The following is a 13838-nucleotide window of genomic DNA, read 5'->3' on the forward strand; positions in this document are numbered from 1 at the left end:
GCCGTACCGAGCTGTGGGTTCATCCGGTGGTGATCGTCGGTCGGCGTGCGCGCTCGGCCTCCGCCACCTCCCGCCGCCCGGCTGCGTCGGCGGATGCCGGGACCGGCACGGTGGCCAGTTGGCCGATTCGTTCGGCCAGGCGATCTGCCCAGAGCCGCCCGGCCGAGGTGAGACTTCCAGCCCGGCGGAGCTCGACCAGGGCGCGCTCCAACTGCGCCCGTACCACCGCGAACCGCGCGGTGGCCTGGGCCGCCAGGTCCGGATGGGCGCGCAGCGCGGCCCACACCTCGGCGACGGCCGTGAACGCGTAGGTGCCGTGCAGCAGCCCGCCGATCGGACGCGGGTCAGGACGCCAGGGCGCGAAGTAGTGTGCCGGGTCGGTGGGTTCGTGAAGCTGGACCAGGCCGAGGACAGCGTTGAGTTTGCTGTGTTGCAGCTCGTGCACCATCGTCACGGCCAGGTCCACCGGGTCGAGGTTGGCGTCGGCGGCCAACGCCCCGAAGGCGTCGGCGTGCGTGACACTGTGCCCGCGCTCGGTGCCGTCGGCCAACGGTACGAAGGTGCTGATCCCGGCGGCCACCTCGGCGGCGTGCGTCGGGGCGTACCCGACGAGCAGGTGCCAGGCGTGCGCGACGGACCGTTCCAGCTCCGCGGCCTCCGGTGCGGAGAGCCGGGCGGCGACCGGTAGCCCAAAGCAGTCGCGGTAGGGGTCCAGGTCGTCGACGCGGAGGTCGAGGGTGACCGACTGGTCGGTGAAGCGCCACCAGCGGGTGGGCGTCCATCGGCGCCCGGTCAGGTCGGCCGGCGTCACCGTTGTGCTGCCGCCGCGTCGGCGCAGCACCCCGAGGCCCGGCACGGGCACCAGGCCCGCGCGCGGCGTGACCGGCACCGCCGCGTCCGACCGCCCGCTGAGAGCGGCCGCCGCGAGCGCTGCGAACGGAAGGTAGTCGGGTCGGCCGGTGGCACCGTGCCGGACCCGATCGATCGCCCAGACCGCCAGCCACGGATGATCGAGCAGCACGTCCGCGGCGGCCGGGTCGAGGCGATGGGCCTGGCCGAGCAGGTGCGCCGACGCCGCCAGGGCGTCGTCGGTGTCGGCGAGGCTCTTGAGGACGAGCATCGTCCGGTTGCGTTGCGCGCGCCGCAGAGCGCGGATGGCAGCCGGGCCAGCCCGGCCGTCGGCCAGGCGGGTGAACTCCGAGCGGGTCAGCTGGAGTCGGCGCCGGGGTCGAGGAAGCTGTTCCAGCCGGCTAGCGTCGTCTGCCGGGGACTCTTCAGTGTCGCGACCAGTTCCTCGATCCATCGGGCCAGTTCCGGATCCTCGTCGCGTAGCAGGTGGCTCAGACCCTGCGTCAACACGTCGACCACAACGAGGTGATCAGGTGCGGGTTGCTCAGTCATCGATGTCCCGGGTTGGCGCAGGCGTGCTGACATGAAAACACGTCAACGTCTGTGATCACCATCGGCTTACCGTCCGTCACCGGGGGTTGCCCGTCCCGGGCCGTACCGTCGCCGGCCGGGACCGGCGGCGGTACGGGACCCGCGGTCAGCCGGCGGCCGCCTCGGCGGCGGCGTAGTCGCGGGCCACCCGGACCATCTCCACCAGCCCGCCGGCGTACTCCTGGGATTCGCCGTGCGCCTCGTCGAACGGCGGCTGGAAGCCGACGCCCTCCCACTGGTTGGTCGCCGGGTTCCACCGGTCGTTGCCGACCTCGAAGTCCCAGGCGAAGATGCCCAGCTCGTAGTAGAGCTGGTCGGCCGAGTTGCCGGCGGCGGAGTAGAGCACGTCGGCGACCGGTCCGGTCTGCGACGGCCAGGTGACGGTGCCGCGCTCCTGGGCGATGGCGCCGACGATCCGCCGGGCGCTGTTGAGGAACAGCGTCGACTCGTCGATCGACGGTCGCGGCAGGGTGACCCTGCCGTCGGCCCGGTACGCCCCCGGCGGCCACATGAAGTACCCGCCGTAGGAGTGCACGTTCATCGCGAATTTGATGTTCGGGTGGTCCTGAGCGAGCGCGATCACGTTGCCGCTCTCCGCCTCGGACAGCTCGGCGGTGCCCGCATAGTTACCGGACAGGCAGTTGGCGCTGGCGCCCACGTAGCCGTCGAAGTACGACCCGACCGTGTAGTTGCGGTTGATGTCGACGCCCCACGAGGTGCGGTTCTTCGGGTCGCGGGCCGCACCGGTGCAGTGGTTGACGAGATTCTTGCGCTGGAAGTTGAAGTCGTTGAACGAGTAGTTCGCGCCGTCCGGGTTGACCGTCGGGATGACGAAGATGTCGACCTGCTCCAGCAGCTCACGGGTGGCCGGGTCGGTCCGGGCGTTGGCCAGCATCCGCTCGGCGAACTCCAGCGTCACCAGCGGGGTGGCCCACTCCCGGGCGTGTTCCTGGGAGTACGCGAGAACCCCGACTCGGGAACCGTCCCGGTGTACGCCGAGGCGCAGCGCCTGCACCGTCCACGGCCGTGCCGGCACCTCGGTGCCCTGGAGGCCGTCGTCGAGTCGGGTGGGGCCGGCGACGGGCATCGGCAGCCCGGCCGAGCCGTCCTCGACGATGGCCCGGAACCGGTCCGGCTGACGGGCGTTGATCGCCGCCGCGACCTCGTCGGTGGTGCTCACCGTCTTGCCCGCGGTGTCAGTGGCCAGTGACACGGTGAGGACGCGGTCGCGGTAGCCGACGGTCAGTGGCCGGTTCGCCCGCCCCGGGTCGACCGTCCGCACCTGTACGCCGTTCATGTTCTGGTCGCCGAAGCGGACCGACTCGACCACCAGGGCGGCCACCGCCGGGTCGCCGAGGTAGCCGGCGGCGTTGCGTCGGTATCCCTGGGTCTTGTTCGGCAGGTCGATCACGTCCACCAGGTCCCGGTACTGCCGGGCCAGCCGCTTGATCCGCGCCTGGATGTCCACCGGCGTCAGGTACGCGTCGATGAAGTCCTTCTGGTAACCGGCCGGCAGCGGCGGCGGGAAGGCGTTCGGCCAGAGCGCCGGCGTGACCGCGCGGCTGACCCCGCCGAGGCTGGAGGTGGCGCTCAGCTGAACCGGCCGGTTCGGCACCGGCTGGGGAAGGTTGTAGTGGTACTGGTACTCGCCGGAGTCCTCGAACCGGTACAGCGGGAACGAGCCGGTGGCGCCGTCCGCCGTGCGCCAACTGACGGTGATCTCCACGTCCGGGTCGTCGGTGGCGGTGGTGGCCACCTGGGCCTGAAGGAACGTCTGTCCACCCGTGGTCCACCAGTACGCCTGCTGCACCTGAAGGGTGTCCACGGCGGTGGCGGCGGTGGTCCGTTGGCCGGCGGCCGGAGCGCGCAGCCCGGCGGCGGTACGGGCCTGAGCCGCGCGGACGCTGTCCGCGTGGTTCCGGGTTCCGTCGCCGGCGCGCTGCACGATCTGCACGGCGGTCGCGCCCTGCGCGGTCAGTTCGGCGAGCTGCGAACCGTTGAGCACCAGGTCGGCGAGGATCCGCCCGTCGCGGGCGCGGGGTCGGTTGGCCAGGTCCGCGCCAGTGGCGACGAGCCGGTCCAGTTGGGCCTGATCGCGGAGCTGGACTCGGACCACTGCGGTTTCGGTGGCGCTCAGAGCGATCGGGGCGGCCGGGTCGGCGGGTGCGGCCGCTCCGGAAGCCGGATGGGACAACACTGCGCTGAACAGGATCACTGTGGTGGCGGCAGCTGTCCACCGTCGTCGGACGATCATGTGCCCTCCTGTGACGGACGTCGATGTGCTTGGTCCTTACACCAGTGCACAGATCGACACCTGTCAAGGTGGGCAGGCGTCCTGCACGCCTTTCCGGCGCAGCCGACCCGGGTTAGGCTGACTGATCTTCACAATCCTCTGGCGTCGCGGGCTGCATCAGCTGGCCACCCCGACCGCGATAGCGAGCACACCCGACGCCCTCCTGGTGCACGAGCGCTCGACCCGTCTGGCGTGTCTCGATCCGGCCGACGGCGTGGCCCGGTGGGACGTACGGATCGGCACCTAGCCCCGCGCGGTCGTGGTCGACGGGTCGCAGTGCTGGGTGATCAGCCAGGATCGCGACGAACTGCGCTGCCTCGACGTGCTCAGCGGCGAGGTCCGCTGGAGCGCCGAGGTGCCCCGCTTGACGGGCCACATCGTGGTGACCGGTGATCGGGTGCTGGTGGGCGGCTGGCGGGGTTACACGGGGCTGCGGGCGTTCGACAGGTGGACCGGCGCCCTGCTCTGGTCCGACCGCCAGCGGACGGCGACCGTACTGCCGGCCGCTGTGGGCGAGCGGGTGCTCGTCGGGGAGCCAGGCGGCACGTCGGTGCGGCTGTTGGACGCTCACGACGGCAACGAGGTGCACCGCTGGAGCCTGCCGGAACCCCTGGTGGGCCCCGACGGACAGTGGCCCGCGTTCGTGGCGGCCGGTGCGGACCGGTTCCTGGCGCGCTGCGGGGCGCGGACGCTGTGGCAGATCCGTCCGGCATCGGGGACAGCGGGCGAGCTCTTCCGGCACGATCGCGACCTGGCAGATGCGGGGGTCAGCACCGTCGGCTCGGTGGTGTGGGCGCGCGAGCGCCGGGCCGGTGCCGTCGCGCTGGACCTGACCACCGGCGCAGCCCTCTGGCGGGTAACCGCCGGACCGGACTCGGTGGGCCAGGTGGTCCCGGCCGCCGCCGGTCACGTGCTGGCCACCCGGCGACCCGGCATGCTGCTGCTCGTCGACGACACCGGCCGCCCCCGCGAACGCCAGCTGGTCGAGCAGCAGATCAGCGGAGTACGCGTGTTGACGCCGGGTGTCCTGCTCGTGGTCGCCAAGGGCGCACTACTCGCGGTGGACGGCGGCGCGCCGACGGCGTGAGTGCCGCCGGTCGTCCGTTGTAGCCGTCGGACGCCGTTCGGCGTTGATCCCGTGACATGTCCGCGAGTTCCGGAGCAACCTCCTGGGCCAGACCCCGCGTGACTAACTCGAAACAGGGATCGGAGGCCTGAATGAGCGATCGCGACGAGGCGTTCGCCGAGTACTTCGCGGCACGCTCCGGTGCCATGCGCGGCACCGCGTACCTGCTGTGCGGCGACTGGCACCGTGCCGAAGACCTGGTCCAGACCACGTTCGTCAAGCTCTACCGGGTCTGGAACCGGATCTCCCGGCACGAGGTGCTCGACAGCTACGTGCGCCAGATCCTGATCCGGACCTTCCTCGACGAGCGCCGCCGCGGCTGGTGGCGGCGTGAACGGGTGGGTGGCGAGGACGCCGAGCAGGTGGCCCCGCCCGACTCGCCGGAGAGCCGACTGGTGCTGCTCCAGGCGCTGGCCCGGGTGGCACCGCGTCAGCGGGCCGTGCTGGTTCTGCGCTACTGGGAGGACCTGTCTGTCGAGGACGTCGCGGCGCTGCTGGAGTGTTCTCCAGGGACGGTGAAGAGCCAGGCGGCACGCGGGCTCGACACGTTGCGCGGCCTCCTGACACCCACCTACAGCGGGATCGAGATGGGGGAGCGATGAACGAGGAAGAGTTGCGCGAGGGGCTGCGCAGCGAGATGGCGGGCATCACCCCGCCACCACCATTGAGTACGACAGCCGCGCTCGGCGCGGCACGGCGGACGCACTTTCGCCGACGCGCGCTGTGGGCGTCCCTCGGATCCGCGGCTGTCGTGCTGGCGGTCACCGGCTTCGCGGCCGTCGCCACCCCGGACGGTCACGTCTACCAGCCGGCGGGTCAGGGGCCGCTGACTCCTCCGGACGCGTCGGGGGACACCAAGGAGCCGTGGCCGAACGGGCCGGACGGGCAACCGCAGGAGGACCGGACCGCGCGGGCCGGGTCCAAGTACGACCAGGGAGTTCACCTGCTCACCGAAGCTGTCTCGGTCGTACCTCCCGGTTACACCACGCCGGAGGACCCGCCGGGCCGGTCCGCCGAGGAGCGGATGCTGCGGACCCATCAGGCGCAGTTCGAGGCCAAGGTGGACGGCGTCGACGTGTGGAGTTACTCGTCCTCGGTGGCCGTGGCCCAGGGTGAGGGCACCGGTCGCGTGATCGTCGAGGTGCACGACGCCGGCAACCAGCTGCCGACCGAGCCGTGCGACCTGGCCCAGGAATTCTGGGGCATGCGGGGCGCGTGCCAGGTCGAGACCGTCGGAGCCGTGCGGGTCGGCGTGGTGGTCCGACCGGGCGACGACGATCGGCTCGACCAGTGGTCGGCGTACCGGCACCCGGACGGCGTGGTGGTCTTCGTGGCGCAGGGCGTGCGGCTGGACGAGAGCCGGCCGGCGTTGACGAAGCTGCCGTTCTCCGTGCCGCAGTTGGCGGCCCTCGCGGTCGACGAACGGTTCCACCTGAAGTGACACCGCGACTCGGCCTCGCCGAGTGGGTCCAGGTGCCGCCACCGGCGGTTCACCTGGGCCTTGCTGTGTGTCACAACCGCCGCGACCCGTACGAGCTGCGGCGCGTCTCTCTCAACGGCGCGCAGTGAGGGGCACGAGGACGAGGAGGGCAATTCCGAGCGCGGCGGCGCCGACCGCCCACCACCAGAAGAACCCGGCGAACACGGAGGCGACCAGGAGGCCTACGCCGAGGCCAGCCAGCAGGCCGAGTGCGAACAGGGCCCGCGGGGGGAGGGCGAGGTACGGCAGGCGTCGTACCACCAGCACCTCCAGCCAGGTGCCGCCCAGTGCCAGCAGCCCTGCGCCGATCCCGTCGACGGCGGACAGCCCGTGACCCTCGCTGATGGGCACGAGAACCCTGCCCTCGTCGCCCGCCGGGACGAAGAGGACGAGCACTCCGGCGACGATGAGCAGAGCGGCAGTGTGGACCTGCCTGCGCGGGGCGCCCTCACCATCGGGTGACATCGCTACAGTCTCGGCCGCCCGTCATCGTTTGCACAGGAGCCGTATCGGCGAACTCCGAACTTCTGACGCCCCGGCTGGTCGGCTGTCAGCCCGCTCGGCGGGTTGGGAGGCGCGCCAGTCAGCTCTCGGTTGCGGCGCGGGTAGCGGCGCGCAAGATCCAGATCCAGGATGGGGGAGAGGGGAAAGGCCCAGGTGCCGCGATCATGCGGTCTGCCTGGGCCTTCGTGCGTGGAGCGGGCGACGAGAATCGAACTCGCGTAGTCAGTTTGGAAGACTGAAGCTCTACCATTGAGCTACGCCCGCGTGCATCCGCCGAAGCAGGACGCGCCCCTAGCGTACCCAATGTCGACGCCCGACGCGTAACCGCGTGGCCGCCTCGCGGTGCCGCGTCGTCCGCGACCCGGCGGCACCGCGACCCAAGATCCGCACAGCATTCGGAATGTAGTGGCCTCGCCGTGCCAGGAGACCACTACATCCGTGAAGTTGTGCGGATCTTCGACTGGTCTGGGGACCTTGGCGGCGCGTGGGTGGAGCGGAATGGTAATTTTCGGGTGATGTGTCCGGGTGGTGGATGCCCCGGCACCGACTGAGGCGTGGCGACGGCATAGACTGCACGTCGCCACGGGGTGTGGCGCAGCTTGGTAGCGCACTCGCTTTGGGAGCGAGGGGCCGTGGGTTCAAATCCCGCCACCCCGACTGTCGTCCGCGGCCGGGCCGCCCCGGGTGCCGCCCAGTGCGGTCCCCGGGCGATGCCGGAGCGTCAGGCCGGCTCGCCTACACTCGATGGGCTGAATCACGCCCAGACTCAACTGAGATCCGTCAAGGAGTACGCCTGTGAAGAGCACCGTCGAGACTCTGAGCCCGACGCGCGTGCGGCTCGCCATCGAGGTGCCGTTCGTCGAGCTCGAGCCGAGCCTCAAGAAGGCGTACCGGGAGATCGGTTCGCAGGTCCAGGTTCCGGGCTTCCGCCGGGGCAAGGTGCCGACCGCGGTGATCGACCAGCGGGTGGGCCGGGGCACCGTCCTCAACGAGGCGGTCCAGGAGGCCATCCCGGAGAACATCCTCGCCGCGGTGCGCGAGCACGACCTGAAGACGCTGGGGCGCCCGGAGGTCGAGATCACCGAGTTCAACGACGGTGACTCGCTGAACTTCACGGCCGAGGTCGACGTCCGCCCGGAGATCACCATCCCGGACGCGAGCACCCTCGAGGTGACCGTCGACGAGCTGCAGATCGACGAGAGCGAGATCGACGAGCAGGTGAAAAACCTGCGCGAGCGTTTCGCGACCCTCAAGACCGTCGAGCGGGCCGCCGCCGAGGGCGACTACGTCCAGATCGACCTGAACGCCACCGTCGACGGCGAGGACGTGCCCGGCGGCCAGGCGAGCAACATCTCCCACGAGGTGGGCAGCAAGCAGCTCCTGCCGGGCCTGGACGAGGCCGTGGTCGGCCTCGCCGCCGGTGACGACACCACCTTCACCACCCAGCTGGTCGGCGGCGACTTCGCCGGCCGGGACGCCGACGTGGCGGTGACCGTGCGCACGGTCAAGGAGAAGGAGCTGCCGGAGCTGAACGACGAGTTCGCCCAGATGGCGAGCGAGTTCGACACGATCGAGGAGCTGCGCGGCGACCTGCGGAACCGGGTCACCCAGGGCAAGCAGGTCGAGCAGATCTACGCCGCTCGGGACAAGGCCCTGGCCCAGCTCGTCGAGGCCGCCGAGATCCCGGCCCCGGAGGGTGTCGTCCGCGAGGAGGTCGAGAGCCGCAAGCAGGCGATGGTCGACCAGCTGGAGCGGATCGGCGCCTCGATGGAGGAGTACCTCGCGGCCGAGGACAAGACCGAGGAGCAGATCGACGCCGAGCTGACCGAGGCGGCGACCGAGGGCGTCAAGGTCCAGCTCCTGCTGGACACGCTCGCCGACGCGGAGGACGTGCAGGTCTCCGACGACGAGTTCGGGCACGAGATCGTGCACCGGGCGCAGCGTGCCGGGATGGCCCCGCAGCAGTACTACGACCAGCTGGTGCGCTCCGGCGCGGCCGCGGCGGTCTTCGGCGACGTGCGGCGGGGCAAGGCCCTCGCGGCCGTCATGGAGAAGATCACGATCAAGGACTCGGCCGGCAACGGGATCACCCTCGACGCCCTGCGCGCCGCCAACGAGGCGGAGCACAACCACGACCACTGATCGTCGGGTGCGGCCGCCGTCCGTCGCTGAGCGGCGGACGGCGGCCGTTTCCCTTTCCGGGTACGTCCGGGCAGCAAGCACTGCCGGGTACGCCCGGAAGCCCGCGCCGCGGGTACGCCCGACACAGCTGCGCTGAGAGCGAACACTGCCCCGACCGGGACTCTGCCGCCCGGCACAGCGGTTAGTGTCGGGAAAGACGGTACGGAGAGCGAAGGGCTGCCATGACCGACATGCACATCCCCAAGAAGTCGCTCCGGGCGATTGACGCGCGCGGTGGCGACTCCATTGGCAACCTCGACGACTCGGTCTACAACCGGTTGCTCAAGGAACGCATCATCTTCCTGGGCAGTGAGGTGACCGACCAGGTCGCCAACCGCATCTGCGCGCAGCTGCTGCTGCTCGCCGCGGAGGACCCGGACCGCGACATCAACCTGTGGATCAACTCGCCGGGTGGCTCGGTCTACTCCGGCATGGCGATCTACGACACCATGCAGTTCATCGACAACGACGTGTCGACCGTGGCGATGGGCATGGCTGCCTCGATGGGTCAGCTGCTGCTCTGCGCGGGCACCAAGGGCAAGCGGTACGCCCTGCCCCACGCACGGATCATGATGCACCAGCCGTCCGGTGGTCTGGGCGGCACGGCGTCCGACATCGCCATCCAGGCGGAGCAGATGCTCTACACGAAGCGGATGTTCCAGGAGCGGGTCGCGCACCACACCGGCCAGAGCCAGTCGCAGATCGAGGCCGACTCGGACCGGGACCGTTGGTTCACCGCCCAGGAGGCCATGGACTACGGCTTCATCGACAAGGTGATCATCGGAGCCGCACAGGTTCCGGATGGCGCCGGGACCCTGAGCTGAGGAGCTGACGATGACCGATCTGAGCCTGCCGCCCCAGTTCGCGGCCGTGCACAACCGCTACGTGCTGCCGTCGTTCGTCGAGCGCACGTCGTACGGGGTCAAGGAGTCGAACCCGTACAACAAGCTCTTCGAGGACCGGATCATCTTCCTCGGCGTCCAGGTGGACGACGCGTCGGCCAACGACGTGATGGCCCAGCTGCTGACGCTCGAGGGCACCGACCCGGACCGCGACATCATCATGTACATCAACTCGCCGGGTGGTTCGTTCACCGCCATGACGGCGATCTACGACACCATGCAGTACGTCCGTCCGGACATCTCGACGGTCTGCCTCGGGCAGGCGGCGAGCGCGGCGGCGGTGCTGCTCTCGGCGGGCACTCCGGGTAAGCGGATGGCTCTGCCGAACTCGCGGATCATCATCCACCAGCCGGCCACCGAGGGCGGCTACGGGCAGGGCTCGGACATCGAGATCCAGGCCCGGGAGATCCTGCGGATGCGTACGCAGCTGGAGGACATGCTGTCCCGCCACTGCAACCGCCCGATCGAGCAGGTTCGCAAGGACATCGACCGTGACAAGATCATGACGGCTGAGGAGTCCAAGGAGTACGGGCTGGTCGACACGATCCTGACCAGTCGCAAGAAGGGTCTGCTGGCGGCCAACGCCGCCCGCTGAGCTGTATCGGGTCAGAGGTTGGCCGGGGCTCCGTTCCCGGCCGACCTCTGACACACCCGTTTTGGGGGTCGGAGAATGCCCCGCCAGCGGGTAACGTCGGGTCCGTACCGCTTCGCCGGTTGGGCCGGCGGCGCGAACTAAGCCGGGCGGCGCGCAACGTCCGCAGGTCAGGGCCGGGTCTCCGGCCGATGAGTGCAGGGAGAACGTAGGTGGCACGGATCGGTGACGGCGGCGACCTACTGAAATGCTCCTTCTGCGGCAAGTCGCAGAAGCAGGTCAAGAAGCTCATCGCGGGCCCAGGGGTCTACATCTGCGACGAGTGCATCGATCTCTGCAACGAGATCATCGAAGAGGAGCTGGCCGAGTCCGGCGAGGTGAAGTGGGAAGAGCTTCCCAAGCCGATGGAGATCTGCCAGTTCCTCGACACCTACGTGGTGGGTCAGGATCAGGCCAAGAAGGCGCTCGCCGTAGCGGTCTACAACCACTACAAGCGCATCCAGGCCGAGGCGGCTGGCGCGCCGGGCTCCGGCAGTGACGCCGTCGAGCTGGCCAAGTCCAACATCCTGCTGCTCGGCCCGACGGGGTGCGGCAAGACCCACCTGGCGCAGACCCTCGCCCGGATGTTGAACGTCCCGTTCGCCATCGCCGACGCCACCGCGCTGACCGAGGCGGGCTACGTGGGCGAGGACGTCGAGAACATCCTCCTCAAGCTGATCCAGGCCGCCGACTACGACATCAAGCGCGCCGAGACCGGCATCATCTACATCGACGAGGTCGACAAGATCGCCCGCAAGTCGGAGAATCCGTCGATCACCCGGGACGTCTCCGGTGAGGGCGTGCAGCAGGCCCTGCTCAAGATGCTCGAGGGCACGGTGGCCAACGTGCCGCCGCAGGGCGGCCGTAAGCACCCACACCAGGAGTTCATCCAGATCGACACCACGAACGTGCTGTTCATCTGTGGTGGCGCGTTCGCCGGCCTCGACCAGATCATCGAGTCCCGCACCGGGCAGGGCGGCACCGGCTTCGGTGCCCGACTCCGGTCGGTCTCCGAGCGGTCGACCGACGACATCTTCAGCCAGGTCATGCCCGAAGACATGCTCAAGTTCGGGCTGATCCCCGAGTTCGTCGGCCGGCTGCCGGTGATCACCAACGTTCGCAGCCTGGACCGCAGCGCCCTCGTTCGGATCCTCACCGAGCCGCGCAACGCCCTGGTCCGGCAATACCAGCGCCTGTTCGAGCTGGACGGTGTCGAGCTCGAGTTCGACGAGCCGGCGCTGGAAGCCATCGCCGATCAGGCGATGCTGCGGGGCACCGGTGCCCGTGGTCTGCGGGCCATCATCGAGGAGGTTCTGCTCTCCGCGATGTACGAGGTGCCGAGCAACCCCGACGCCGCCCGCGTGCTGATCACCCGCGAGGTTGTCCTGGAGAACGTCAACCCGACGATCGTGCCGCGTGAGTTCACCGGGCGTCGGGCTCGGCGCGACCGCGAAGAAAAGTCCGCCTGATCCTTCCCGCGTCACGCCGGCCGTTCGATCCCGAGCGGCCGGCGTGATCGTGTTCGACGCCGGTTGCCCGTGACCACCACCCGTGCCGGCCAGACTGTGACGCTGTCCGTCAGAGCCCTCCACCCGTACCCTTTGCTCATGCGTGTCGCCGTCTGCCAGCTGAACGCCCGGGACGACCGTAAGGCCAACCTGGCGGCCGCGGAGGCCCTACTGGAGCGCGCCGCCGCCAGCGGCGCGGATCTCGCCGTCCTCCCGGAGTACGTCGACTACCTGGGTCCTGCCGCTGGGCTGCCCGAACCGGAGCCGGTCGACGGCGAGGTGGGCAGTTTCTTCGCCGGGGTCGCCCGGCGGCTCGGGATCTGGTTGGTGGCCGGTTCGTTCCACGAGGCCGGCCCGGACCCGGACCACACCTGGAACACGTCGCTGGTCTTCGACCGTTCCGGCAGCCTGGCCGCGAGCTATCGCAAGATCCACCTGTACGACGTGGAGATCCCCGGACGGGTCTCCTACCGGGAGTCGGCGAGTGTCGCGCCCGGGGTCCAACCGGTGGTGGTCGACGTCGAAGGGCTGCGGGTCGGCCTGTCGATCTGCTACGACCTGCGCTTCCCGGAGCTGTACCGGCTGCTCGCCTCCGACGGCGGCGCGCAGCTGCTGGTGGTTCCGGCCGCGTTCATGATGCACACCGGCCGGGACCACTGGGAGGTCCTGCTGCGAGCCAGAGCTATCGAGAACCAGTGTTTCGTGGCGGCGGCCGGTCAGACCGGCGACCACGAGCCAGGTCGCACCTGCTTCGGCCGCAGCATGGTGGTCGACCCGTGGGGGACAGTCATCGGCCAGGTGCCGGACGGCCCCGGGGTCTCCGTCGTCGACCTGGACCTGGACCGGCTCGACACGATCCGCGCCGAGCTGCCCAGCCTGGCCAACCGCCGGCTCTGAGCTGCCCGGCCTGGCCGGCCGCCGGCTCTGAGCTGTCCGGCCTGGCCGGCCGCCGGCTCTGAGCTGTCCGGCCTGGCCGGCCGCCGGCTCTGAACCTCAACCCTCCAGCAGGACGCCGATCACCGCGAACCCAGCGATGGCCGCGGCGGTGACCAGCAGCGCCGTGGTCATCCGGGACCTGCCCCGTCGGGCCAGTCGTCCCACCGAGAGCACAAGTACGACCAGCACGACCGTGCCGATCACCACCTGCCAGAACGGCCCGATGAGGCCGAGCAGCGCCTCCTCGGCGAACACCCTGGCGCCGTGCCCGGACTCATCCATGACTGACACTCTGGCACGTCGAGGTGGCCCGCGTCCTCGGCTGCGCCGGGGAGACGAGGTGCCCGCGTCCTCGGGCTGCGCCGGGGCCGGCGGACGCCCTTCGCCCGAACCAGTGATGAACCCTGATTTGCCTTCTCCGGGCCGTCCGCGTAACTTTCTCTCTGCACGGGGGAGGCCGGACAAACCGGCCGAGAACGGGCGCCAGGCTCGTGGCGGGAACGCCGAGCGAGACTGAGGATCGGGCGGTGCGGGACACTCCGGCAACGGGGTTGCGAACGCGGAGCCGACCGGGTAGAGTTTCGAAGCCGGCAGGAGCCGGGCGGAGAGCCGCGAAGCGGCGATCGGCCGGTCTGCGGCTTCCCACGACAGAAACGAACGTCGGCAACGACGCGCGTCATCGTGGACTCGAGCAAGCAAGACTATCCGCATTATCGGGTTGAAGCATGACGAACCGCGAAATATCGGTTTGACAGGGCGGAAACGAGCGGGTAACGTAGTAAAAGTGCCTGGCGCTGATAGCGCTGGACATGGTACGGAAAAGCCCCGGTTGGGGTT

13 protein-coding genes and 2 tRNA genes are annotated in these 13838 nt (G+C 69.9%); 9 read left to right on the forward strand and 6 right to left on the reverse strand.

Features of this window, described 5'->3' with window-relative positions:
* Positions 1-19: 19 nt before the first annotated feature.
* From DLJ58_RS14605 to DLJ58_RS14610, 3 genes are all read right to left on the reverse strand, one after another.
* Positions 20-1120: an aKG-HExxH-type peptide beta-hydroxylase gene (locus DLJ58_RS14605; RefSeq protein ID WP_244218939.1), complete on the reverse strand. Its 1101-nt coding sequence runs from the start codon at positions 1118-1120 to the stop codon at positions 20-22.
* 86 nt (positions 1121-1206) lie between these two features.
* On the reverse strand, positions 1207-1401 hold the full coding sequence (locus DLJ58_RS33840) for a hypothetical protein (protein ID WP_146765853.1): 195 nt from the start codon (positions 1399-1401) through the stop codon (positions 1207-1209).
* A gap of 145 nt (positions 1402-1546) precedes the next feature.
* Positions 1547-3694, reverse strand: coding sequence for a M14 family zinc carboxypeptidase (locus tag DLJ58_RS14610; protein WP_124856705.1), 2148 nt, complete (start codon positions 3692-3694; stop codon positions 1547-1549).
* 322 nt (positions 3695-4016) lie between these two features.
* On the opposite strand from DLJ58_RS14610, the gene DLJ58_RS14615 reads away from it, so the two are divergent.
* The 3 genes from DLJ58_RS14615 (at position 4017) to DLJ58_RS14625 (ending at position 6300) form a co-directional block, all read left to right on the forward strand.
* Positions 4017-4820 carry an outer membrane protein assembly factor BamB family protein gene (locus tag DLJ58_RS14615; RefSeq protein WP_158629590.1) on the forward strand — a complete coding sequence of 268 codons (804 nt, stop codon included), beginning with the start codon at positions 4017-4019 and terminating at the stop codon, positions 4818-4820.
* Between the two features lie 131 nt (positions 4821-4951).
* Complete coding sequence (locus DLJ58_RS14620) at positions 4952-5461, forward strand: SigE family RNA polymerase sigma factor (RefSeq protein WP_124856709.1); 510 nt, start codon at positions 4952-4954, stop codon at positions 5459-5461.
* Positions 5458-6300, forward strand: coding sequence for a hypothetical protein (locus DLJ58_RS14625; RefSeq protein WP_124856711.1), 843 nt, complete (start codon positions 5458-5460; stop codon positions 6298-6300). Before DLJ58_RS14620 ends, DLJ58_RS14625 begins: the two co-directional genes overlap by 4 nt.
* Positions 6301-6411: 111 nt before the next feature.
* Here DLJ58_RS14625 and DLJ58_RS14630 read toward each other — a convergent pair whose 3' ends face one another.
* Complete coding sequence (locus DLJ58_RS14630) at positions 6412-6804, reverse strand: hypothetical protein (protein ID WP_124856713.1); 393 nt, start codon at positions 6802-6804, stop codon at positions 6412-6414.
* 229 nt (positions 6805-7033) lie between these two features.
* Positions 7034-7107, reverse strand: a tRNA-Gly gene (locus DLJ58_RS14635).
* A 319-nt stretch (positions 7108-7426) separates the two neighbouring features.
* On the opposite strand from DLJ58_RS14635, the gene DLJ58_RS14640 reads away from it, so the two are divergent.
* From DLJ58_RS14640 to DLJ58_RS14665, 6 genes are all read left to right on the forward strand, one after another.
* Positions 7427-7500 (forward strand) — tRNA-Pro (locus DLJ58_RS14640).
* A 138-nt stretch (positions 7501-7638) separates the two neighbouring features.
* Positions 7639-8985, forward strand: coding sequence for a trigger factor (gene tig, locus DLJ58_RS14645; RefSeq protein ID WP_124856715.1), 1347 nt, complete (start codon positions 7639-7641; stop codon positions 8983-8985).
* A 221-nt stretch (positions 8986-9206) separates the two neighbouring features.
* Complete coding sequence (locus DLJ58_RS14650; protein WP_007464111.1) at positions 9207-9848, forward strand: ATP-dependent Clp protease proteolytic subunit; 642 nt, start codon at positions 9207-9209, stop codon at positions 9846-9848.
* Between the two features lie 10 nt (positions 9849-9858).
* Complete coding sequence (locus tag DLJ58_RS14655; RefSeq protein ID WP_030333536.1) at positions 9859-10521, forward strand: ATP-dependent Clp protease proteolytic subunit; 663 nt, start codon at positions 9859-9861, stop codon at positions 10519-10521.
* 209 nt (positions 10522-10730) lie between these two features.
* Complete coding sequence (clpX, locus tag DLJ58_RS14660; RefSeq protein WP_030333537.1) at positions 10731-12026, forward strand: ATP-dependent Clp protease ATP-binding subunit ClpX; 1296 nt, start codon at positions 10731-10733, stop codon at positions 12024-12026.
* Between the two features lie 138 nt (positions 12027-12164).
* Entirely contained in the window at positions 12165-12962 is a 798-nt protein-coding gene (locus DLJ58_RS14665; RefSeq protein ID WP_124856717.1) for a carbon-nitrogen hydrolase family protein, read from the forward strand.
* A 96-nt stretch (positions 12963-13058) separates the two neighbouring features.
* Here DLJ58_RS14665 and DLJ58_RS14670 read toward each other — a convergent pair whose 3' ends face one another.
* Positions 13059-13283 (reverse strand): hypothetical protein, encoded by a 225-nt coding sequence (locus DLJ58_RS14670; RefSeq protein ID WP_124856719.1) that lies wholly within the window; start codon positions 13281-13283, stop codon positions 13059-13061.
* Positions 13284-13838 lie beyond the last annotated feature (555 nt).

The sequence above is a fragment of the Micromonospora arida genome (assembly GCF_003857035.1).
Classification (GTDB): Bacteria; Actinomycetota; Actinomycetes; order Mycobacteriales; family Micromonosporaceae; genus Micromonospora; species Micromonospora arida.